Here is a 21675-nt window from a genome sequence, read left to right on the forward strand (position 1 = left end):
TTGCAAGTCCGGCCGGCCCACCGGGACCCGCCGTCCGGCGGGACCGGGTCAACGGCCGAAAGCATCCGCCGCGAGGGAGGGTTCGGCCGGGCGCGCGGCCTCGCGGAACACCCGGCGGCGCGCTTCGACGACGCGGTCGGTCAGGCGACCCGCGACCGCGGGCGGCACCGTGCCGTCCCCTCGCCCGCCGAACAGACCGGCATCGACCGCGGCCATCGCCGCCGTCACCGCCGGATCGGCCAACCAGCGACGACCGAGTTCCCCGTCCTCCAGCGCCAGGCGATGGACCGCCGCGCGCAAGGCGGGCGGCTTGCCGCTCCAATCGGCCAGGTAGAGCGGCACGAGGCGGCGCAGGCGGCGGAGCGTCTCGGACAAGCGCCGCGGAACCGGTTCGCGGTCCCGCCGGCCGGGCGCGAGAAGGATGGCCGCGCCGAGCGCGAAAGCGGCGATGCCGGCCCCCAGCGAGATTGCGAGGCGGCCGCGCGGTCCGATCGCGGCTTCGAGATCGGAGGTTGGCTGGCCCGGGACGACCATGCCCTCGCCGACATTGGCGCCGGGCACGATCGCCTGGCGCATCTGGCGCGCGGCGACGTCGAACCAGGGCACGAGCACTTCGCGCAGGATCACGGGATCGCCGGTGTGCGGCCGGATGTCGTAGGTGTAGACGGCCTGGGCGACGGGCATGCCGTCGACGATCTCGGTCCGTCGCTCGACGGGACCTGGAAAGATCACGAGGCCCGGCGACTGCGTGTCGATGGCCGGCGGCAACTGCTCGGCGATCGTTCCGACCGCCGTCACCTCCAGGCGCCGGCGTGTCGCCTGACCGGCCTTCAGCGTCGCGGGATCGACGGTCCAGCTGTCGCGGATCTCGATCGAGCGCGCGGGGAGCCACCAGGTGTCCTCGTCTTCGGGACCATCGGTGCGGCCGGTCCATTTGCGGATCGTCAGTTGGACGGGCTTGGAGACGGCATCCACCTTCCAGCGCTTGTCCTCGGCATCGATCAGCGTGACGTGATGGACGAAGGGCGGGATCTCGTAGGTCTTGGCCTCGGGCGCGAAGACCGCGATCCGACGGGTGACGCCGAACCATTTGACGCTGCCGATGGTCGTCGGGGCCCAGGTGTCCCGGCCGAGCTGCGTCCATCCGAGTTCGGCCAGATCGGGCTGCTCCATGGCTTCGGTCGTCGCGCGCGCCTTGAAGTAGAAGCGGACCACCATGGTGATCATCTCCTGCGCATAGGCGCCGCCGTCCGGCATCTCGAACGTCACTTCGCCGAAGGCCTCCGGCGGGCGGTCGCCGGCACGGGCAAGGCTCGCGCACAGACCGGAGGCGAGGAGAACCAGGAGGAGGAGCCGGGCGAGGCGCATCGCGGTCACCACGTATCGGCCATGGGATCGAGGGCGAGCCCCTCGCGCTTGCGTCGTTCGAGCTCCGCGACGAGCTGGACCTTCAGGAAGGCACCGGGATCGTCGACGATGGTCTTCAGCCATTGCCGCGTCGCGGGCACGGAGCGCTGCTCGAGGCGCTTCTGCACATTGCGCTGCATCTCGGCCATGGTGATGGCCGCCGCGCTCGCCTGCCCGCCGGACCGCCCGGCTCCGCCGGCATCGCCGGCCGAGCCGCGGGCATCGCCGATGCCGGACTCCTCGCCCTGCCGCGACGTGCCGAGACGCGCGACGCGGCTGCCGCCCGGCGCCTTCGCCTGCGAGGAGGATTCCTTGTCGCCCGCCCGCCCCGCGCCGGAGGTGGCGGTTTCCTTGCCGCTGTCGTTCGGGTCGCCCGAGGAGCGGTCCTTCTCGCCGAAGGCCGCCGCATTGGTCTTCGCCCGCCCGCCCGTCTGCGGCTGGATGCTGGTGAAGGCGAGGAGAAGCTGGCGGTTGGCGCCGGCATCGGCCACCAGCGAGCGCGTCACGCGATGCGAGGCGAGAACCTGGTCATAGGCCGCGATCGCCTCTTCCATCCGTCCGGTCCGCGCGAGGGCTTCGGCGCGGTTGTAGGCGGAGACGGCATCCTCGCGCCCGTCAAGCAGACGAGCGGCGCGGGCGAAGTCGCCCGCGGACAGCGCCGCGTAGCCGGACAGGGCGGGATCGGCGCTGAGGCCGGAAGCCCAGCCGGGAAGCCCGACCGCGACGAGACTCCGCGCCACGCTTTCACGGCCCGTGCCGAAAGCGCCGAGGACGAGAACGGCTGCGATGAGGGCCCCGACGAGGGCGAGACGGGCGGTCATGCGGTCCTCCGGAAGAGCATCAGGGCCGGAATGCAGGCGGCGAGGAGCAGGAACGGCCCGAGATCCACCCAGGCGAGCGCCCGAAAGTCGCTGGCTCCGATGCGCTGGGCGGCATTGTCGGCAAGGGCGGCTGCGACGGCCGAGGCGTCCGAGGCATCGCCCGAGACGCCGCCGGACAGAGCCGCCAGGGCCGCCAGTTCGCCGGGATTGCCGTCTCGGCCGATGGCCGATTCGGTGTAGAGCGTGTCGATCCGAAAGCCGGCCTCGGCGATGCGCGCAGCGCTCGCCCGGGTGTCCTCGCCGAACGTGCCGCCGTCGGAGACGAGCAGGATGTCGCCCGCGACGATCCCGGCGCCTTGCAGCATCTCGAGCGCGAGGTCGAGCGCCAACGCCGGGCGCGAGCCCGGAACCGGGACCGTGGCGCGGTCGAGGCCGAAGATCGTGCGCGAGAGAGCCGCATGGTCGGAGGTGAACGGGCTGCCGATGAACGGCTCGCCGGCGAAGACGACGAGGGCGGCCTGCCGTGTGCCGGAGGCCGCCAGAGCATCCTGCGCGGCGGCGCGCGCGACCTCGAAATTCTTCGCTTCCGTCACCGATTTCGACAGGTCGAAGACGACGACCGTGCCGTCGAGATTGCGGAAGCTCTCGGTTGCGGGGCGCTCGACGGCCGGACCCACCAGGGCGACGGCGAGGAGGAGGCCGAGAGCGGCGAGCACGAGGTTGCGCCGTCCGCGCCCGGCGACGACCCCGCCGCGCCGCGCCATGGCGTCGAGGAGCCGGGGTTCGACCACCCGCGTCCAGCCGCCGAGCGCCGAGACGCGGCGTGCGGCGAGAAACCCGAGCACCACCACCAGCGGCAGGGCGAGGAGGAACCAGGGGCGCAGCAGCCCGATGCCGGCGACGTCGATCATCCGATCCGCCTCCGCCCAAGCATCATGATCCCGGCGACGAGCAGTGCGAGCGCGCCTGGAAAGGGCCAGAGGCTGCGATGAACGATCGTCGGCGGCGCCTCGCTCGGGCTCGTCTCCAGCGCGTCGATCGCATCCATGACGCTTTTCAGCTCCTCGGTCGTGCGGGCGCGGAAGGCCGCGCCGCCGGCCTCGGCCGCGATCGTGGCGAGCGTCTGCGAATCGACGCCCTCGTCGCCGCGCTCGCCCTCCGACAGATCGATCGGCCCCATCGAGATCGTGTCGACGCGCACGCCGAGCGACTTGGCGAGCGCCGCCGCCGAGCCCGGCTGCACCGTGCCGGCATTCTGCGCGCCGTCCGACAGGAGCACGACGACCTTCGATGTCGCGCCGCTGTCGGAGAGCTTCTTCAGGGCAAGGCCGAGCCCCTCCCCGATCGCGGTGGAGCGGCCGGCGAGCCCGACATCGATCGAGTCCACCACCTTGGCCACCGCCTCCACGTCGAAGGACAGGGGCGCGGCGACGAAGGCCCGCTCGCCGAAGACCACCAGTCCGACGCGGTCGCCGGCGCGGCCCACGACGAAGGCGCGCGCCAGCGTCTTCAGGACGTCCATGCGGCGGCGCTTCTCGCCGTTCATCTCGAAGTCGGGACGTTCCATCGAGCCGGAGACATCGAGGGACAGGACGATGTCGCGGCCGGTCGCGGGCGCAGCCGGCGCGGCGGTGACCGTGCGCGGGCCGGCCAGGGCCAGAACGAGCAGCGCCCAGAGGAGCCAGGACAGCGCCAGACGGCGCTTCTCGGCCGACAGGACGGCATGGCCGTCGGAAAAGCCCGCCGCGATCGTCTCCGGCACGCGGAGCGCGCCGCCCGCCTCGCCGGCCGGCGTGACGAAGCGCATGACGACAAAGGGCAGCGGCAGCGCGAGAAAGACGAAGGGCCAGGCGAAGTCGAAGGCGGCGAGGCTCGGCATGGCGTCAGGCCTTCACGCCGGCGAACAGCCGTTCGAGCTGGACGGAGACGGCCTCTGCGGCTCCGGCATCGTCCGGCGCGTAGAGCCCGGTCGCGAGGGATCGGCCGGCGCCCGTCGTGAAGAAATCGGTCGAAAAGCTTCGGTCGAGATGGGCCGCGAAGGCATCGCCCCGCAGTTCGGCGGCCGCCTTGCCGTCCTGCGCGGCGACGACGCGGCGCAGGAGCCGCGCCTGCACGAGCTGCGCCTCCGCCGGCGGCAGGGCACGCGCGCGGCGGAGCTCGGCGAGCGCGCTGGCCGACACGCGCGCGCGTCCTCGGATGCGCCGCGGCCAGGCGAGCGCTGCCAACAGCGCCAGGAGGAGCCCGATCGCCACGGGGAGCGCGACGTCGCCAAAGCCGAAGCCGAGCGCGGCCGGCGGCAGATGGGCCGGCCGAAGGGCCTCGAGGATCTTATCGGCGTCTTGCATCGAAGATCTCGATGAGTCCGGCGAGCGAAAGCGTCTCCAGCGACGCGTCGAGAACGAGCGCGCGGCCGCCCAGCCGCTCGATGCGCCGGGTTCGGGCGTCGATGTCGGCAGCGATCCGGCTGTCCTTGACCTCGCCCGACGCCTTGCGGCCTCCGGAGGACAGGTAGGGATACGTGCCGGGGACCGGCGCGCGCTCGAAGGCGTCGACGGTCAGGAACACGTCGAGCGCGGCGCGGTGGACGAGATCGCGCACCACGGCATCGAAATCCTCGCCCGGCCGGTCGAGGGCGGAGGCGAGAAGGAGCGTTCCATCGTGCGGCAGCGTGCGGGCGGCGGATTCCAGGATGTCGGACAGTGGCGGGTCCTCGGTGCCGCGCATCGCCAGGGCCGCGGCATGCGCGGCGGCCAGACGCCCGGCGACGGCCTTCATCGACCGGTCGCCCGAGCCGGGGCGGTGGAAGAAGGTCTCGGAGCCGGCCCGCGCGAAGACGCCGACGCGCCCGCCCTGCCCGGCGATCCGCCAGCCGGCGAGCGTCAGGGCTTCGGCCGCCGCGACCGAGCGAAAGGCGCGGCGCGTGCCGAACAGCATGGCGGGGCGAAAGTCGGCGACGAGCAGGACCGAGCGCTCGCGCTCGTCGCGAAAGCTGCGGACATGAAGCTCGCCGGTGCGCGCGGTGGTGTTGCGGTCGATGTGCCGGATGTCGTCGCCATAGGCGAAGGGACGGATGTCGTCGGTCTCGAGCCCCCGGCCGCGCCGGCGCGTGACGATGCCGCCGGGCAGCATCATGGTGCGCGCGTTGGCGCCGGGTTCGCCCGTGCCCACGAGATGGCGGATGCCGAGGAGATGGTCGGTCGAAAGGCTCGTTCCGTCCGTTCCCTGCAGCGCGGCGCTCATGACGGATCCACCCGGCTCAGAGGGGCGAGACCTGGGACAGGAGCGTGGCGATCACGCCGCGCGGCGTCGCGCCGTCCGCGCTCGCGCGCCAGGTGAGGAGCGTGCGATGCGCCAGCACGTCGGCGGCGAGATCGGCGACGTCCTCGGGGATCGCGAAGTCGCGCCCGTGGAGATAGGCGCGGGCCTTGGCGCTCGCGGCGAGCGCCAGCGTGCCGCGCGGGCTGGGCGGATGCTCGATCGCGCGGCCGATCTCGGAAGCCGGATCGGCATCGCGCGGCGCGGTGACGAGGCGCACGATGAAATCCTTCAGCGCCGGAGACAGATGCACGCGCATCGCCGCGTCGCGCGCCGCGCGCACCTCGGAAAGGGTCAGCTTCGTCGCCATCGCGCCGGTATGGGATACCGTCTCGGCCTCGACGAGATCGAGGATCCGGCGCTCGGCGGCCGCGTTGGGCAAGCCGACGACGACGTGCATCAGGAAACGGTCCAGCTGGGCCTCGGGCAGCGGAAACGTGCCCTCCTGCTCGATCGGGTTCTGCGTCGCCACGACCATGAAGGGATCGGGCAAGGCGTGGGTCTCGCCGCCCGCCGTCACCTGCCGTTCGGCCATGGCTTCGAGCAGCGCGGACTGGACCTTGGGCGGGGCGCGGTTGATCTCGTCGACGAGAACGAGCGAGGCGAAGACCGGGCCGGGCGAGAACTCGAACGTGCCCTTGGCGGGCTGGAAGACCGGTGTTCCCGTAATGTCGGCCGGCATCAGGTCGGGCGTGCACTGGACGCGGTGGAAGCTCGCCTCCAGCCCTTCCGACAGGCGCTTCACGGCGCGCGTCTTGGCAAGGCCCGGCATGCCCTCCACGAGGAGATGGCCGCCCGAGAGAAGGCCGATCAGAAGGCGTTCGACCAAGATCTCGCAGCCGATCAGGCCATCCTGGAGACCGCTCTTCAAGCGCTCCAGACGCTGGCGCACGGCATCGTCGGCTCCGGCTGGAGCCATAGCTGCAACGGATGAACTCAAGCGCTCTCTCCCGCCGGGTGCCCAATCCGACAGCTCTTGCTTACGAACTGATCGCAGGGGCGTCAACACACGGTGACGGGAGACGCGTTCGCGGGATCGCTCGATCGGGCTTTGCGTCGCGTCCGACTTGGCCCTGTCGCGTCCCGGCCCTATTCTCCTGCGCTGCATCGCAACCTCGAGGTTCGACATGGGTCTTGCCGCCTTCCAGTCCCCCGGCCGCTTCTTCAAGGGGAACATCCACACCCATTCGAACCGGTCCGACGGGGCGCTGACGCCGGACTTCGTCTGCCGGGCCTATGCCGAGAAGGGCTACGACTTTCTCTGTCTCTCCGACCACTTCCTGGAGCGCTACGGCTATCCCGTCGTCGACACCGAACCCTTCCGCGGCGAAGGCTTCACGACGATCCTCGGCGCGGAGCTCCACGCGCCGGAGAACAGCCAGAAGGAACCCTGGCACATCCTCGCCTGCGGACTGCCCGGCGATTTCGCGCCGCTCGGCGAGGGAGAGCGCGGCGAGGACATCGCGCGGCGCGCGGCCCTGGCCGGCGCCTTCGTCGGCATCGCGCATCCCCAATGGTCGTCGCTGTCGATCGAGGACGGGCGGGCGCTCGCCGGCATCGCCCATGCGGTCGAGATCTACAACACGGGATGCGACATCGAGACCGTGCGCGGCGACGGGACCGCGCTTCTCGACGCGCTCCTCAACGAAGGCCATCGGCTCACCGGCTACGCGGCCGACGACGCGCATTTCAAGATCGACGACATGTTCGGCGGCTGGATGATGGTGAAGGCGGAGGCGAACACGCCGGACGCCCTGCTGGACGCCATGAAGCGCGGCCATTTCTACTCCTCGCGCGGCCCCGAGATCGAGGACATCGCCATCGAGGGCGAGACGCTGCGCGTGCGCTCCTCGCCCGTATCTTCCGCCTGCATCGTCGGGCGCGGCTCGCGCGCGGCCTTCCGGGGCGCCGCCGGCATGACCGAGGCGGACCTGCCGCTCGAACGCTTTCTCGGGGACTGGTGCCGCGTGATGGTCGTCGACGCGGCGGGCCGGCAGGCCTGGTCGAACCCGATCTTCCCGTGACCCTGTCCCGTTTCGATCCCGGAAGGTCCGCTAGAGACCTGCAGCGCCGAGGCAGGGATGATCGCCCCGCGGCATTCTCGATCGAACCGTTCGGTTTGCCCTCGGCATCCGCTTCGCCTAGAGCAGTTGCGACCCATTCTCGACGAGCGACCGCGATGCCGAACGCCTTCCACCGTCCTTCCCTCCGCTGCCGGATCGCCTGACATGCGCGTTGCCATCTATGCGACGCCGCCCGCCGGGGCGCCGTTGACGAGAACCGCGGCGCTCTGGCTGGGCCGGGACGCCTTTTCCGGCGAGCCGACGCGGGAGGCCGATCCGGCGATCGACCCGATCGTCGCCGAGCCCGCCCGCTACGGCTTCCACGCCACGATGCGCGCGCCGTTCCGGCTCGCCGAAGGTTTCGATCTGGAGGACGTGGATGCGCGGCTCGCCGACTTCTGCGCCTCGCGCCGGACCGTGACGCTGCCCGAGATGGAACTGGCCGGTCTCGGCCGCTTCTTCGCGCTGGTGCCCGCTGCCCGGAGCGGCGCGCTCGCCGATCTCGAAGCCTCGCTGCTCGATGCGTTCGAACCGATGCGCGCGCCCCTCGACGCGGCCGAGATCGCCCGCCGCAAGCCCGACACTCTCACCGAGCGCCAGAAGGCCAACCTTGCCGCCTTCGGCTATCCACACGTCCTCGACGACTTCCAGTTCCACATGACGCTGACGGGACCGGTTCCGGAAGAGGAGCGCACCCGCGTCTCGACGCTTCTCGCGGAGCGCTTCGCCTCCTTCGACGGTGCGCCGCTGTCGATCGACAGTCTCGCGCTCTTCGTCGAGCCCGAGCCGGGGGCGCCGTTCCGCGTCCACTCGCTGCACCACTTCGGCGGCCGGCCGGCGGCATGACCGCGGAGCGCATCCTCGACAACGCGCGGCTCGTCCTTTCCGACGAGGTCGTCGCGGGCCATCTCGTGCTGCGGGACGGACGGATCGCGGCCATCGGCTCCGGGCGTGCGGGACGGGGCGAGGATCTGGGCGGCGACGTGCTGATGCCGGGACTGGTCGAACTCCACACCGATCACATCGAGGGCCACTACCTGCCGCGTCCCCGCGTGCGCTGGGACAAGACGGCGGCGCTCCAGGCGCACGATGCGCAGATCGCGGCCTCGGGGATCACGACGGTCTTCGATGCGCTGCGCGTCGGCATGGAGGAGACGGCCGACATCGGCCTCGACGACATGCGCGAGATGGGCGAGACGATCGTCGCGGCGAAGGCGGCCGGACGGTTGCGCGCGGACCATTTCATCCACCTGCGCTGCGAGGTCTCGGCCGCGAGCGCCTCGGAGGGCTTCGCCCGGATGGAAGCCAATCCGCTGCTGCGCCTCGTGTCCCTGATGGATCACGCGCCGGGGCAGCGGCAGTTCGTCGACATCTCGGCCTACCGGGCCTACCACATCGCCAAGTTCCGCTTCAGCGAGGCCGAGTTCGAGGCCTTCTGCGCCGTGCGGATCGCGGAATCGGAACGCCATGCGCCGGACAACCGCGCCGTCATCTCCGCCCGTTGCCGCGGTCTCGGCATTCCCTTGGCGAGCCACGACGACGCGACGCTGGCTCATGTCGAGGAATCGAAGTCGCTCGGCGTCGCGCTCGCGGAGTTCCCGACCACGCTCGACGCCGCCCGCGCCTCGCACGAGGCCGGGCTGCAGGTTCTGATGGGCGCGCCGAACGTCGTGCGGGGCGGCTCGCATTCCGGCAACATCTCGGCCGCGGCGCTTTTGCGCGCCGGGGTCCTCGACATCCTGTCCTCGGACTACGTGCCCTTCAGCCTCGTCCAGGCGGTGTTCCAGATGAGCGACAGCGGCCTCGCGACCCTGCCGGCGGCCGTTCGCCTCGTCACCCGCAACCCCGCCGAGGCGGTCGGCCTGCTCGACCGAGGCGCGATCGCGCAAGGACTGCGCGCCGATCTCGTGCGGGTCCGTCCGGTCGCGGGCGAGACTCCCGTCGTCGCCGAGGTCTACCGCGAGGGACGACGCGTGGCCTGACCGGGGCGGGACGCCGAGAGGCGCGCTCGCGTCGATTGGCGGATCAGGTCCGGAAGCCGGCGAAGAGGCTGTCCAGCATCGGCTCGGCGGTCGCGATCATGTCCATCTCGCCGCCCCGCCGCAGCCATTCCGAGAAGATGCCGACGAGCATGCAGACATAGGCGTCCGCGGCGCGCTCGGCCGGCCAGCGCGGCCCGAGGGCTCCCGTCTCCTCGGCGCGGCGGAAGACCTGGCGGATGACGGCGAGCATGCGGTCGTCGGCCTCGCAACGCAGGAGATCGGCGCCGAGCGCGCCGACATACTCGCAGCGGAAGAGAATGATGCCGTAGACGCGCCGCGCGCGCGCGTCGCCGACGAAGCGTTGCATCATGCCGGTCGTCGCCTCCCGGAGCGCATCCAGACTGCGCTCCTCCAGATCGATCGCCCGGCTCTCGAAAAATTGCTCCTGGGGCAGGCGCGCGCGCGCCTGCATCGCCCGGAAGAGATCGGTCTTGTCCCGAAAGTGCCAGTAGATCGCGCCGCGCGTGACTTTCGCTGCCCGCGCAACGGCTTCCAGGGACGTTCTGGCGACGCCGTTCTCGTCGAAGAGCCGCTCGGCCGCATCGATGATCGCATCGCGCGTCGCCGCGGCCTCCTCCTTCGTGTGACGGGACAACGACGGCTCCTTGCTTACATACAGACTTGTACGTATGGCTTCTCACAACGACAGTCCACCTTCCTTTCCGGTCGCGGATCGCCCCATGACGATGATGAAGTCCCTGCCTCTCGCTGTGTCCGCGACGATCCTGGCCGTCCTTTCCGGCGCGGCCTTCGCGCAGGCGCCGGGCGGAGCCGCGCCGCCGCCGCCCGCCGTGACGGTCGAGACGATCGAGGCCAAATCTCTGCCGATCACCTACGAATATGCTGGCCGGGTCGTGGCCTCGAGGGAGGTCGAGGTGCGGGCCCGCGTCGGCGGAATCCTCCTCCAGCGCAGCTTCGAGGAGGGATCGCGCGTCCAGCCGAACCAGGTGCTGTTCCGCATCGACCCGCGTGAATTCGAGGCCGAGGTCGCGCTTGCGCAAGCGCAGCTGGCGCAATCCGAGGCCCGGCTCAGCCAGGCGCGGCGGACGGAGGAGCGTCAGCAGACGCTGACCCAGCGGGGCGCCGCCTCGGAGGCGACGCTCGACGATGCCACATCGGCCCGCGAACTCGCCGAAGCACAGGTCGAGGCGGCCGAGGCGACGCTGCAGACCGCACGCCTGTCGCTGACCTATGCGACCGTGAACGCGCCGGTCGGCGGCATCACGAGCCTGGAGCAGGTGCCGGAGGGAAGCCTCGTCTCGGCCAACACGCTGCTCACCCGCATCAGCCAGCTCGACCCGATCTACGTCAACTTCTCGGCCGCCGACACGGAAGCGGCCGCGATCCGGCGTCTCGTCGAAGGCGGCACCGCCACCGGCACGCGCAACGACCTCGTCGTGGAAGTCTCCTTCGGCGACGGCACGACCTATCCGGTCAAAGGCACGATCGACTTCACCTCGTCCTCGATCGACACCGAGACGGGCACGATCCTGTCGCGCGCGGTGCTCGACAATCCCGACAACCGGCTGCTGCCGGGCCAGTTCGTTCGCGTCAGCGTCAGCGGCCTGACGCTGGAAGACGCCGTCTCGATCCCAACCATGGCGCTGATGCAGGGGCCGCAGGGCGCCTTCGTCTACACCGTGAACGGCGAGAACGTCGCGGAGGTTCGGCCGATCCGGACCGGCACCGAGATGGGCGACCAGATCGTCGTGTCGGACGGGCTGAAGTCGGGCGATCGCATCGTCACGGTCGGCGTGGTCAAGGTGCGCCCGAACGCGCCGGTGACGCCCGCCGCCCCGGAGGCCGCGACGGCCGCGGCGCCCTCGGTTCCGGCGAACGCGGCGACGCCCGCCGGCTCGTCCGAACAGGCACCGGCTGCGGGCGGTGCGGGCACCGGGGCCGCGGACGCCCCCGCCGGGGGAGCATCGTCCCCGAAGGCCGGTGGCACGACGTCGGAGGGCGCAAAGTGAATTCGCGCTTCTTCGTCGATCGGCCGGTCTTCGCCTCCGTCATCTCGATCGTGATCTTCCTCGCCGGCATCATGGGCATGCGGGCCCTGCCGATCGAGCAATATCCCGAGCTCGTGCCGCCCGAGGTTGTGGTGGCCGCCGCCTATCCCGGCGCCAGCGCCGAAACCCTCGCCCAGACCGTGTCCGCGCCGCTCGAAGAGCAGATCAACGGCGTCGAGAACATGATCTACATGCAGTCGACGAACTCCTCGTCGGGCACCGCTTCGGTGACCGTCACCTTCGCGAGCGGCACCGATCCCGATCAGGCGACGATCGACGTCAACAACCGCGTCCAGCAGGCGGTGTCCTCGCTCCCCTCGGAGGTCCAGCGCCTCGGCGTGACGGTCACCAAGCGCTCCTCGTCGATCCTCGCGGTCCTGACGATGACCTCGGCGGACCCGCGCTACGACGCGACCTACGTGTCGAACTACGCGCTCCTCTACGTCCTCGACGAACTGAAGCGCGCGTCCGGCATCGGCGACGCCCAGCTCTTCGGCCAGCGCGACTATTCCATGCGGATCTGGCTGCGGCCGGACCAACTCGCGCAGTACAATCTGACGCCGACCGACGTCGCGACCGCGATCCGCGAGCAGAACGCGCAGTTCGCCGCCGGCCAGTTCGGCGCCGAGCCCAATCCCGATCCCCTCGCCTTCACCTATTCGGTGACGACGGGCGGGCGTCTCCCCGATGCGCAGGCCTTCGAGAACATCATCCTGCGGTCCAACCCGAACGCGGCCTCGCTGCTTCTCAAGGACGTGGCGCGGGTGGAACTCGGCGCGCAGGACTACGCCTTCAACGCGACCTACAACGGCGCGTCCACGGTCCCGATCGGCATCTATCTCCAGCCCGGCGCCAACGCGCTCGCGACGTTGGAGGGCGTGCGCGCCCGGATGGACGAGCTGCAGAAGAGCTTTCCCGACGGCATCACCTACGCCATTCCCTACGACACGACGAAGTTCATCACCGCCTCGATCGAAGAGGTCGTGAAGACCTTCATCGAGGCGATGGTCCTCGTCTTCGTGGTGGTCTTCGTGTTCCTGCAGAGCTTCCGGGCGACGCTGATCCCGATGATCGCGGTGCCGGTGTCGATCATCGGAACGTTCGGCATGCTGCTGGCGCTCGGATTCTCGATCAACCTCCTGACGCTCTTCGCGCTCGTTCTCGCCATCGGCATCGTCGTCGACGACGCGATCGTGGTCCTGGAGAACGTCGAGCGCATCATGACGGCGGAGGGCCTGCCACCGAAGGACGCGACGGCGAAGGCCATGTCGGAGGTGACGAGCCCGGTCATCGCGATCGTGCTCGTGCTGTGCGCCGTGTTCATCCCCGTCGCCTTCCTCGGCGGCCTCGCCGGCACGATGTACCGGCAGTTCGCCGTGACCATCGCGGTCTCGGTGACGATTTCGGGCATCGTCGCGCTGACGCTGACGCCGGCGCTCTGCGGGCTGATCCTCAAGAACACCCATTCCAAGCCCTGGGCGCCGTTCCGCTGGTTCAACCGGGGCTTCGACAAGCTGACGAACGGCTACGGCGCGGGCGTCGGTTTCCTGATGCGCCATTCCATCCTGGCGCTGGTCCTCTTCGCCGGCATCTCCTTCGGCACCTATCACCTCTTCGCCACCCTGCCCGGCTCGCTGGTGCCGGACGAGGACCAGGGTTCGAACTTCGTCGTCGCCATCCTTCCGCCGGCCGCGTCGCTCGCACGCACCACGGAGGCGATGCAGACGGTCAGCGCGAACATCCGGTCCAATCCCGCGGTGGCGGACGCGGTGACCTTCGCCGGCTTCGATCTCCTTTCGGGCTCGCAGAAGACGAGTTCGGGCGTCGCCTTCGTGACGCTGAAGGACTGGAGCGAGCGCACCGAGCCCGAGCAGGACGGTCGCAACCTGCCCGGCGCCTTCATCGGCGCCAATGCGGGCGTGCGGGACGCGATGGTGCTCGCCTTCAACCCGCCGCCGATCCAGGGCCTCTCCACCACGGGCGGCTTCGACCTCTACGTCCAGGACCGGGGCGGCGGCGGCACGCAGCAGCTGATCGAGGCGACGAACGCGCTTCTCGCCGAAGCGGCCAAGCGACCCGAACTCGCGGGCGTGCGCACCACGTTCACCGCGAGCGTGCCGCAGTACAAGATCGACGTCGACCGCGAGAAGGCCAAGGCGCTCGGCGTGCCGATCGAGCAGATCTTCACGACCATGCAGGCGACCTTCGGCAGCCTCTACGTCAACGACTTCACGCTGCTCGGCCGCAACTATCAGGTCAGCCTCCAGTCGGAGGCGCAGTTCCGCGAGAAGCCGGAGGACCTGAAATTCGTCTTCGTGCAGTCGACCTCGGGCTCGATGATCCCGCTGGACTCCCTCCTCCAGGTGACGCGCGTCGTCGGCCCCGATCTGATCGAGCGCTTCAACGCCTTCACCGCCGCCAAGGTGTCCGGCGGTCCGGCGCCCGGCTTCTCCTCGGGCCAGGCGCTCGCCGCCATGCAGGAGATCGCCGGCAGCCTGCCGGAGGGCTACGACATCGCCTGGACGGGCTCGGCCTATCAGGAGATCCAGACCGGCGGCACCGGCGCCGTCGCGATCGGCTTCGGCATCCTGATGGTGTTCCTGATCCTCGCCGCGCAATACGAGACATGGACGCTGCCCATCGCGGTGATCCTCGCGGTGCCCTTCGCGATGGCGGGCGCGCTCCTCGCGATCTATCTGCGCGGGCTGGAGAACGACGTCTACTTCCAGATCGGGCTCGTGACGCTCGTCGGACTCGCCGCCAAGAACGCGATCCTCATCGTGGAGTTCGCGGTGATGAAGCGCGAGGAGGGTCTCAGCGCCTACGATGCGGCGCTCGAGGGCGCCAAGCTCCGCTTCCGTCCGATCATCATGACCTCGCTCGCCTTCATCCTCGGCGTCGTCCCGCTGGCGATCTCGACCGGCGCGGGGTCGGCAAGCCGCCATTCGATCGGCACCGGCGTCATCGGGGGCATGCTGGCGGCGACGTTCATCGCGATCTTCTTCATCCCGCTCTTCTTCAAACTCCTATCCCGCGACAAGACGAACAAGACGGGCTCGTCGGAGTCGGGCCTGACGGGCGATCCGAAGGGGACGGGCGTGTCCGGCGACAACCGGGCCGAGGGAGCCGCATCCCCGGCCTGATCGACGATCCCGGCGCGAGGGGCGCCGAGCTGTCGGACGGGGCGACCGCAAGGGGCGCGTCCCGTCTTGCGGCGATGCGTCGTTGTTGCACCGCGACAACAGTCGCCAAGCCGTTCCGCGGCGACTATGCTAGGCAGACTGCCCGTCGCGACAGCTTCGGTGATAAGGTTGGCCCCGCACCCCTTGACCGGGCCCCGTGCCGAGCGATGCGGCCCTGCCGGAGACCTGCCACTTGTCCTCACAGATCGGGATCGAACAGCCGACGGCTCGGCCAGATCCCTCGCATGCGCCGAGCGGCTTCTGGACGCTGCTCCTCGGTTCGATCGGCGTCGTCTACGGCGATATCGGGACGAGTCCGCTCTATGCGCTCCGCGAGGCCCTCGTCCATTCGGCCTCCGACGGCCTCGTCGATTCCGAGGTGATCGGCGTCGTCTCGATGCTGATCTGGGCGCTGACGCTGATCGTCACCGTCAAATACGTTCTTCTCATCCTCAACGCCGACAACAACGGCGAAGGCGGCACGCTCTCGCTCCTGGCGCTGACGCAGAAGGCGCTGGGCAAGCAGAGCTTCCTGGTCGTCATCGGCATCATCGGCGCTTCGCTCTTCTACGGCGACGCCGTGATCACGCCGGCCATCTCGGTCCTTTCCGCGGTGGAGGGCCTGAAGCTCGTGACGCCTGCGCTGAACGATTGGGTCCTGCCGATCACGACGGCGATCCTCATCCCGCTGTTCTTCGTCCAGAGCCGGGGCACCGGGCAGATCGCGACCTATTTCGGGCCGATCACGCTGGTCTGGTTCGTCGTCATGGGTCTGCTCGGCCTCCTCCACATCGGCGACCGTCCGGACATCCTCCATGCGCTCAACCCGCTGAACGCGGTCACCTTCGTGATCGATCACGGCTGGATGGCGCTGATCATCATCGGCTCGGTCTTCCTCGCCATCACCGGCGCGGAAGCGCTCTATGCCGACATGGGCCATTTCGGACGCAAGCCGATCCGCGTCGCATGGATCGGGCTGGTCTTTCCGGCTCTCGCCCTCAACTATCTCGGACAGGGCAGCCTCATTCTCGCCCGGCCGGAGACGCTGGAAAACCCCTTCTACCTGATGGCGCCGGACTGGGCGCTGCTGCCGCTCGTCATCCTCGCCACGATGGCGACGGTCATCGCCAGTCAGGCGGTGATCACCGGAGCCTTCTCGCTGACCCAGCAGGCGATCCAACTCGGCCTCCTGCCACGCCTCGAAGTGCGCCACACGTCGGAGCGGCAGTTCGGGCAGATCTACATTCCGAAGGTCAACGCCATGCTCTTCATCGGCGTGATGGTGCTGGTCTGGACCTTCGAGAGCTCCGCGCGCCTGGCCAGCGCCTACGGCATCGCAGTGACCGGCAACATGGTCATCACCTCGATCCTCGCCTTCCTCTTCCTGTGGAAGTGCTGGAAGTGGTCGGTCTGGCTGTCGGCGCTGGCGATCATTCCCTTCCTCGTCATCGAGTTCATCTTCCTCGGATCGAACCTCCTCAAGGTTCTGGACGGCGGTTATGCCCCGCTCGCGCTCGCGGCCGTCCTGTCCTTCCTGATGTGGACGTGGGTGCGCGGCACGCGGATCGTCTACGACAAGGCGCGGCGCGAGAGCATCGCGCTCGACGACCTCACGCGGATGCTGGAGCGCTCCAAGCCGATGCGCGCACGGGGAACGGCGGTCTACCTGACGTCCGATCCCGAAACCGCGCCTTCCGCGCTGATGCACAATCTGAAGCACAACGGCGTCCTGCACGAGCGCAACATCATCATGACGATCCGCGTCGAGAACGTGCCGCGCGTCGCCCCCGCCGACCGCGTCGTGATGGAGGAGGTATCGGAACTGTTCACACGGGTGTTGCTCACCTTCGGCTACATGGAGGAGCCGAACGTGCCGAAGGCGCTGTCGCTCGCCAAGAAGAAAGGGCTGAAGTTCGAGATCATGTCGACGTCGTTCTTCCTCAGCCGCCGCGCCTTCCGGCCGGTCGCGACGTCCGGAATGCCGCTCTGGCAGGACAAGCTCTACATCTCCATGGCGATCTCCGCCGCCGACATGTCCGACTTCTATTCGCTGCCGACGAACCGCGTCGTCGAAATGGGCCAGCAATTCTCGCTATGAGAGGCCTTTCGGTCATGCTCTTGCCGAAAGGGTCATCTTTTCAAGGCACTCTCCCCGAACGGATGACGGAAGCGGACGCGGCAGAATGATACCACCGATCGGCCACCCGCTGGCGAAACAGAGCCCGGATGGCGACGAGCCGATGCCGACGAGCGATGTCGCGATCGCCGCAGCACCGGACGGGACGCTTCTCGTCGAGCCGCCGCACCTGATGAAGCGGACGCTCGCGGACATCCTGATGGGCATCGCGTCGGACACGACGCGCGAGCGCGTTTCGGTCGCCGACCTCCTCGCCGCCATGCAGGACCGGGCCTTCGGCGCTCTGATGCTGATCTTCGCCATGCCGAACGCGATCCCGACTCCGCCTGGAACGTCCGCGATTCTCGGTGCTCCCCTCGTCTTTCTCGCCGCCCAGCTCGCCTTCGGCCGCAAGCCCTGGCTGCCCGGCATCATCGCCAACCGTTCGATGTCGCGCAGCGACTTCGCCGCGATGATCGCCCGCGCCGCGCCCTGGATCACCCGCGCCGAACGCCTCCTGCGTCCACGACTCGTCGCCATCGCCAGACCGCCCGCGGAATATGCGATCGGTGCCATCTGCCTCCTGATGGCGACGATCCTGATCCTGCCGATCCCGCTCGGCAACATGCTGCCGGCCTTGAGCATCTGCCTCTTCTCGCTCGGGCTTCTCGAACGCGACGGCGTCTGGGTGATCGCGGGCGTCCTGTCCTCGATCGTCTCCACGATCGTGGTGTCCGGCGTGATCTACGCGATGATCAAGACGGTGATCTTCCTTCTCAGCAATGTTTTCGCGTAGAAGGCGGCCAACCTCGTGACGACAACGGAAGATCTTTAGCCGTCGCCGTATAAACAAAGTTGTCCGCTCGATTTTCTCGACCAACCTTGCCAAGCATTTCCCGCGTCGCGTTTCGGCTTGGAAGGCCGATTCACTGCATGATCCGCCCGTCTACGCGCCGCCGAGGAGAACGTGTTGAGCAGAGTCACCCCCCTGACGTTCAGGCCGGTCATCCTGCGGTTGAAGAGCATCATCGATCTTTCTCCCGACGACGAAGCCGCCTTCGAGCAGCTTCCGATGGTGATCCGCGACTTTCCCGCGGACCAGGACGTGGTGCGTGACGGCGACCGCCCGCATCAGTGCTGCATGGTGCTGTCCGGGCTCACCTGTCGCTACAAGGTGATCGCCGACGGACGGCGGCAGATCCTCGCCTTCAACATTCCGGGCGACCTGCCCGATCTCCAGAGCCTGCATCTCGACATCATGGATCACAGCGTGGCGACCGTGGTGCCCAGCCGGCTCGGCTTCGTGCCCCATGCCGCGATGCGCGAGCTCTCGGAGAGGCGGCCGGGCATCACCGCTGCGCTCTGGCGCGAGACGCTGATCGACGGAGCGACGTTCCGCGCCAAGATCACCGGAATCGGCCGCATGTCGGCGCGCGCGCGCGTGGCGCATCTCTTCTGCGAGCTTCTTCTGCGGCTCGACGTCGTCGGGCTCGCGGATGGGTTCCGCTACAAGCTGCCGCTGACGCAGACCGAACTCGGCGATGCGCTCGGCCTCAGCGTCGTGCACGTGAACCGCATCCTCCAGGACCTGCGCACCGACAACATCATCGCCGTGGAGCGGCGGACGGTCACGATCCTGAACTGGGAGCAGCTGAAGTCGGTCGGCCAGTTCGACCCGACCTATCTGCAGCTGCGCGCCAAGCCGTCGGTCGAGATCTTCCGGAGCGGCTGACGGGCGGCAAGCCGCGACCGCGCCGGAAGCGTCGCCCGGAGAGCCCGGATACACTTCGTTTCACGATCGTCATGGAACGATACCACAGAGCCGGAATGCGGCCATCGCCGCCCCTCAAGGTCTCCTTCGACGCCATCGAAGGGACTTCAGGCCATGACGACGACGAAACCGACCGGACGCCACCGAATCCTTGCCTTGGCCCGGCGCATCGGCGCGCAGGCGTTCCTGTCCGCGACCGTGATGGCCGGTCTCCAACTGGCCTCGGTCAACGGCTTCGACCTGCGCGAGCACCTGCCGAGCGTCGAAGCCGGGCCGGACACCATCGCGCCGACGCCGCAGCAGCCCATGCGCACCGCCGGCCTGCCGCCACGCTACGATCTCCCGGTCCAGGCGGGCGGTCTTCTGGAAAGCCTCGTTCCGCCGGAACCCGTCCAAAGGGCCGAACGCGACAGCGCCGGTCCCATGATCGCCGGGCCCTTCCCGCGCTCGGCAACGCACGGAACGGCGCCGGATCGGTCAGCACCGGCGGCGGAGCGCCTGTTCGTCGCTCCGGCGCGAACGCCGGCGCGCACCGTCGCCGTGCCGACGCCGCGACCGGTCGAGATCGCGGCCCTTCCCCGCGTCCCCCGGCTGGCGGCCGGACAGGCCTCGTCCGTGTCCGCATCGCTCCGCGATACCGAACGGGACCTGCCGTTCGACACGTCGCACCGGTTCCCACCGTCGGACAGGCCCGACGTGTCGAGGGGGACGATCGGGATCTACGACGTCGCGGAGCTCGCCGCGCCCGATGCGATCCCGGTGCCGATCCTGGCCGAAGGGCCGGACCCGGTCGGCGGCATCGTGCCGTACGGACGGGCGCTTCTCCACCGCACGGCCGACATCACCGGCACCGCGGCCATGGCCGTGACGGGCACGGCCCGTCGGCTGATCGACCTCGTGCGCTGAACCGTTCAGGCCGACGGACCGTTCTTCGCCGAGGCCAGCGGCAGGCGCACGCTCTGCCGCAGTCCGCCGCCCCTCCTGTTGGCGATGTCGATCGATCCGCCGGCGGCATCGACGATCTCGCGGGCGATGGCAAAGCCGAGCCCGGCGCCGGGATGGGCCTGACGCCTTGCCGCGTCGACCCGGAAGAAGGGTTCGAAGACACGGGACAGAAGATCCTCGGGAATGCCCGGCCCCTCGTCCTCGATCTCGATCAGCGCCATGCCGTCGACCGCGCGCAGACCGACGCGGGCGCCCCCGCCATGCGTCGCGGCATTGTCGATGAGATTGCGCAGGGCGCGCTTCAATCCAAAGCGCCGCCCCATCACCGGAAGCGCGGGTCGAGGCTCGGACCTCTCGATGCTGCGCCCGATCTCGCCAAGCTCGCTTTCGATCTCGGCGAGAAGAGCGTCGAGCGGAAAGCTTTCGACGGCGTCGTCGCTGCCGGCCTCCTCGCGCACGAGACGGATGGCGCTGTCGGCGATCCGGTCGAGCTCGGCCAGATCCTTCAGCCAGGTTTCCTGTTCCTCCACCGGCAGGAATTCGGCGCGCAGGCGCATCCGCGTCATCGGCGTGCGCAGATCGTGGCCCGCGGCGGCGACGAGCCGCATGCGGCTGTCGATCGCGAGCTTCAGCCGCTCCGACAGGCGGTTGAGCGCCGCCGCCGTCGCACGGACCTCGGCCGGGCCCTTCTCGTCGATCTCCGGGATGTCGCCATGCGGGCCGACCGAGGCGATCGCCTGTTCGAGCAGCTTCAACGGCGCGATGATGCGGCGCACGGCGAGGATCGCGATGGCGGCGGAGCCGACGATCAGGAGCGCCATGTAGAAGATCAGGGGATTGATCGGCCGCGGCGGCGGGCCGGGAAAGGGGATGAAGGCGTAGGCGCCCTCGCGCATCGGAATGGCGAGACGCCGCCCCGCGGGCGTGCGCTCGACGAGGAGATGTCCGTCATAGCCGATGCGGCGAGCGGCCCTGTCGAGGCGCTCGCCGTCGTCGAGCTCCAAGCCCTCGTTCGGCGGACGCGGCCCGACCGGCAATCCGGCTCGCGCCGCCGCCTCGGCGGACCCGCCCGTCAGCACCGTGATCGCACGCGCCTGCTCCACGAAGCTCGCCTCGAAGCTGCCGTCGTCCCATCGGCTGACGATCCGCGAGGTGATGAAGCCCGCGATCACGGCGACGCCGACGATCGACGCCACGAGAAGCAGCACCAGCCTCGCGCCGAGCGACTTCATGTCTCGGGCCCGATCTTCTCGACCTTGGCGGCGAACTGGTAGCCGCCGTTGCGCACCGTCTTGAAGAGGCGGAAGACCCCGCCGTCGCCGAGCTTGCGGCGAAGCCGGCTCATGGTCACGTCGACGGAGCGGTCGAAGGGATCGATGCTGCGTCCGTGCAGGAGGTCGAGCAGCACGTCGCGCGACAGAACGCGGCCGGGTCGCTCGAGGAAGATCAGGAGAAGGTCGAACTCGGCCCCGGTCAATTCGACGGCCGAGCCGTCCTCTGCCTCGACGCTGCGCCGGACCGGATCGACGTGGAAGCCGTCGAAGCGAAAGGCGCCCGACGCGGCTGCCGGCTCCGGCTCGGCTCGGCGCTCCCCGGTGCGACGCAGAACCGCCTTGATGCGTGCGACGAGCTCGCGCGGGTTGAAGGGCTTGCCGAGATAATCGTCGGCGCCGAGCTCCAGGCCGATGATGCGGTCGACGTCCTCCTTCAGGGCGGTGAGAAGGATGATGCCGAGGTCCGGGCGGCGGTCCCGGAGGTCCCGGCAGATGTCGAGGCCGGACCCGTCCGGCAGCATGACGTCGAGCACGACGACCTGCACCTCGCTTTCGGCGAGGCGCGCCTCGAACTCGCGGCGGCTGCCGGCGAGCACGGTCTGGTAGCCCTGCTGTTCGAGATACCGCCCGAGCAGCCGGCGGATCTCCTGATCGTCGTCGACGACGAGAATCCTGTTGCGGGTGTCCATGGTGTCACTGCCTTTCCTCCTGGCGTTATCGGGCATGGCGA

General features: G+C 69.4%; 19 protein-coding genes. 9 read left to right on the forward strand and 10 right to left on the reverse strand.

Annotation, left to right across the window (positions count from 1 at the left end):
* Positions 1-48: 48 nt before the first annotated feature.
* Genes ASG43_RS10670 through ASG43_RS10700 form a run of 7 tightly spaced genes read right to left on the reverse strand, consistent with a single transcriptional unit; the run spans position 49 to position 6462 of the window.
* Complete coding sequence (locus tag ASG43_RS10670) at positions 49-1377, reverse strand: BatD family protein (protein WP_162244709.1); 1329 nt, start codon at positions 1375-1377, stop codon at positions 49-51.
* Positions 1374-2228: a hypothetical protein gene (locus ASG43_RS22720; protein ID WP_056504173.1), complete on the reverse strand. Its 855-nt coding sequence runs from the start codon at positions 2226-2228 to the stop codon at positions 1374-1376. The genes ASG43_RS10670 and ASG43_RS22720 overlap by 4 nt, the downstream gene beginning before the upstream one ends.
* A complete protein-coding gene (locus ASG43_RS10680) occupies positions 2225-3139 on the reverse strand; it encodes a VWA domain-containing protein (RefSeq protein WP_056504177.1) in 915 nt (304 codons plus the stop codon). The genes ASG43_RS22720 and ASG43_RS10680 overlap by 4 nt, the downstream gene beginning before the upstream one ends.
* On the reverse strand, positions 3136-4107 hold the full coding sequence (locus tag ASG43_RS10685) for a VWA domain-containing protein (protein WP_056504179.1): 972 nt from the start codon (positions 4105-4107) through the stop codon (positions 3136-3138). The genes ASG43_RS10680 and ASG43_RS10685 overlap by 4 nt, the downstream gene beginning before the upstream one ends.
* A gap of 4 nt (positions 4108-4111) precedes the next feature.
* On the reverse strand, positions 4112-4573 hold the full coding sequence (locus ASG43_RS10690; RefSeq protein WP_056504183.1) for a DUF4381 domain-containing protein: 462 nt from the start codon (positions 4571-4573) through the stop codon (positions 4112-4114).
* Entirely contained in the window at positions 4557-5468 is a 912-nt protein-coding gene (locus ASG43_RS10695) for a DUF58 domain-containing protein (protein ID WP_056504187.1), read from the reverse strand. The genes ASG43_RS10690 and ASG43_RS10695 overlap by 17 nt, the downstream gene beginning before the upstream one ends.
* 16 nt (positions 5469-5484) lie before the next feature.
* Positions 5485-6462: an AAA family ATPase gene (locus tag ASG43_RS10700; protein WP_056504191.1), complete on the reverse strand. Its 978-nt coding sequence runs from the start codon at positions 6460-6462 to the stop codon at positions 5485-5487.
* Between the two features lie 208 nt (positions 6463-6670).
* On the opposite strand from ASG43_RS10700, the gene ASG43_RS10705 reads away from it, so the two are divergent.
* The 3 genes from ASG43_RS10705 (at position 6671) to ASG43_RS10715 (ending at position 9588) form a co-directional block, all read left to right on the forward strand.
* Complete coding sequence (locus ASG43_RS10705; protein ID WP_056504194.1) at positions 6671-7567, forward strand: CehA/McbA family metallohydrolase; 897 nt, start codon at positions 6671-6673, stop codon at positions 7565-7567.
* A gap of 204 nt (positions 7568-7771) precedes the next feature.
* Positions 7772-8452 carry a DUF1045 domain-containing protein gene (locus ASG43_RS10710; RefSeq protein WP_056504196.1) on the forward strand — a complete coding sequence of 227 codons (681 nt, stop codon included), beginning with the start codon at positions 7772-7774 and terminating at the stop codon, positions 8450-8452.
* Entirely contained in the window at positions 8449-9588 is a 1140-nt protein-coding gene (locus ASG43_RS10715; protein ID WP_056504199.1) for an alpha-D-ribose 1-methylphosphonate 5-triphosphate diphosphatase, read from the forward strand. Before ASG43_RS10710 ends, ASG43_RS10715 begins: the two co-directional genes overlap by 4 nt.
* 43 nt (positions 9589-9631) lie before the next feature.
* Here the strand turns inward: ASG43_RS10715 and ASG43_RS10720 are convergent, their stop codons facing one another.
* Positions 9632-10243: a TetR family transcriptional regulator gene (locus ASG43_RS10720; protein WP_082490811.1), complete on the reverse strand. Its 612-nt coding sequence runs from the start codon at positions 10241-10243 to the stop codon at positions 9632-9634.
* An 85-nt stretch (positions 10244-10328) separates the two neighbouring features.
* Here ASG43_RS10720 and ASG43_RS10725 point away from each other — a divergent pair, with 85 nt between their 5' ends.
* The 6 genes from ASG43_RS10725 to ASG43_RS10750 all read left to right on the forward strand — a co-directional run bounded on the left by ASG43_RS10725 (position 10329) and on the right by ASG43_RS10750 (position 19632).
* A complete protein-coding gene (locus ASG43_RS10725; protein WP_244488058.1) occupies positions 10329-11618 on the forward strand; it encodes an efflux RND transporter periplasmic adaptor subunit in 1290 nt (429 codons plus the stop codon).
* The gene (locus ASG43_RS10730) at positions 11615-14800 is read left to right on the forward strand and encodes an efflux RND transporter permease subunit (RefSeq protein ID WP_056504203.1); all 3186 of its coding nucleotides are present in this window, start codon (positions 11615-11617) and stop codon (positions 14798-14800) included. Before ASG43_RS10725 ends, ASG43_RS10730 begins: the two co-directional genes overlap by 4 nt.
* Before the next feature lie 232 nt (positions 14801-15032).
* Positions 15033-16937, forward strand: a complete 1905-nt coding sequence (locus ASG43_RS10735; RefSeq protein ID WP_244488059.1) for a potassium transporter Kup — start codon at positions 15033-15035, stop codon at positions 16935-16937.
* 85 nt (positions 16938-17022) lie between these two features.
* On the forward strand, positions 17023-17751 hold the full coding sequence (locus tag ASG43_RS10740; protein WP_244488060.1) for an exopolysaccharide biosynthesis protein: 729 nt from the start codon (positions 17023-17025) through the stop codon (positions 17749-17751).
* A gap of 174 nt (positions 17752-17925) precedes the next feature.
* Positions 17926-18687, forward strand: a complete 762-nt coding sequence (locus ASG43_RS10745; protein WP_056504211.1) for a Crp/Fnr family transcriptional regulator — start codon at positions 17926-17928, stop codon at positions 18685-18687.
* 153 nt (positions 18688-18840) lie between these two features.
* Positions 18841-19632, forward strand: coding sequence for a hypothetical protein (locus tag ASG43_RS10750; RefSeq protein ID WP_056504214.1), 792 nt, complete (start codon positions 18841-18843; stop codon positions 19630-19632).
* Positions 19633-19637: 5 nt separating this feature from the next.
* On the opposite strand, the gene ASG43_RS10755 is transcribed toward ASG43_RS10750, so the two are convergent.
* Together ASG43_RS10755 and ASG43_RS10760 are read right to left on the reverse strand one after the other, a co-directional pair.
* Positions 19638-20903 (reverse strand): ATP-binding protein, encoded by a 1266-nt coding sequence (locus tag ASG43_RS10755; protein ID WP_056504217.1) that lies wholly within the window; start codon positions 20901-20903, stop codon positions 19638-19640.
* Positions 20900-21634: a response regulator transcription factor gene (locus ASG43_RS10760; protein ID WP_056504221.1), complete on the reverse strand. Its 735-nt coding sequence runs from the start codon at positions 21632-21634 to the stop codon at positions 20900-20902. Before ASG43_RS10760 ends, ASG43_RS10755 begins: the two co-directional genes overlap by 4 nt.
* Positions 21635-21675: the final 41 nt, after the last annotated feature.

It is taken from the genome of Aureimonas sp. Leaf454, from assembly GCF_001424685.1.
Taxonomy (GTDB): Bacteria; Pseudomonadota; Alphaproteobacteria; order Rhizobiales; family Rhizobiaceae; genus Plantimonas.

What these genes read in the sequence shown, in the direction of transcription:
- ASG43_RS22720 (WP_056504173.1), bottom strand. Translation starts at nt 2,228, where the DNA reads ATGACCGCCCGTCTCGCCCTCGTCGGGGCCCTCATCGCAGCCGTTCTC.
- ASG43_RS10695 (WP_056504187.1), bottom strand. Translation starts at nt 5,468, where the DNA reads ATGAGCGCCGCGCTGCAGGGAACGGACGGAACGAGCCTTTCGACCGAC.
- ASG43_RS10750 (WP_056504214.1), top strand. Translation starts at nt 18,841, where the DNA reads ATGACGACGACGAAACCGACCGGACGCCACCGAATCCTTGCCTTGGCC.
- ASG43_RS10715 (WP_056504199.1), top strand. Translation starts at nt 8,449, where the DNA reads ATGACCGCGGAGCGCATCCTCGACAACGCGCGGCTCGTCCTTTCCGAC.
- ASG43_RS10740 (WP_244488060.1), top strand. Translation starts at nt 17,023, where the DNA reads ATGATACCACCGATCGGCCACCCGCTGGCGAAACAGAGCCCGGATGGC.
- ASG43_RS10680 (WP_056504177.1), bottom strand. Translation starts at nt 3,139, where the DNA reads ATGATCGACGTCGCCGGCATCGGGCTGCTGCGCCCCTGGTTCCTCCTC.
- ASG43_RS10760 (WP_056504221.1), bottom strand. Translation starts at nt 21,634, where the DNA reads ATGGACACCCGCAACAGGATTCTCGTCGTCGACGACGATCAGGAGATC.
- ASG43_RS10685 (WP_056504179.1), bottom strand. Translation starts at nt 4,107, where the DNA reads ATGCCGAGCCTCGCCGCCTTCGACTTCGCCTGGCCCTTCGTCTTTCTC.
- ASG43_RS10725 (WP_244488058.1), top strand. Translation starts at nt 10,329, where the DNA reads ATGACGATGATGAAGTCCCTGCCTCTCGCTGTGTCCGCGACGATCCTG.
- ASG43_RS10700 (WP_056504191.1), bottom strand. Translation starts at nt 6,462, where the DNA reads ATGGCTCCAGCCGGAGCCGACGATGCCGTGCGCCAGCGTCTGGAGCGC.
- ASG43_RS10710 (WP_056504196.1), top strand. Translation starts at nt 7,772, where the DNA reads ATGCGCGTTGCCATCTATGCGACGCCGCCCGCCGGGGCGCCGTTGACG.
- ASG43_RS10690 (WP_056504183.1), bottom strand. Translation starts at nt 4,573, where the DNA reads ATGCAAGACGCCGATAAGATCCTCGAGGCCCTTCGGCCGGCCCATCTG.
- ASG43_RS10705 (WP_056504194.1), top strand. Translation starts at nt 6,671, where the DNA reads ATGGGTCTTGCCGCCTTCCAGTCCCCCGGCCGCTTCTTCAAGGGGAAC.
- ASG43_RS10755 (WP_056504217.1), bottom strand. Translation starts at nt 20,903, where the DNA reads ATGAAGTCGCTCGGCGCGAGGCTGGTGCTGCTTCTCGTGGCGTCGATC.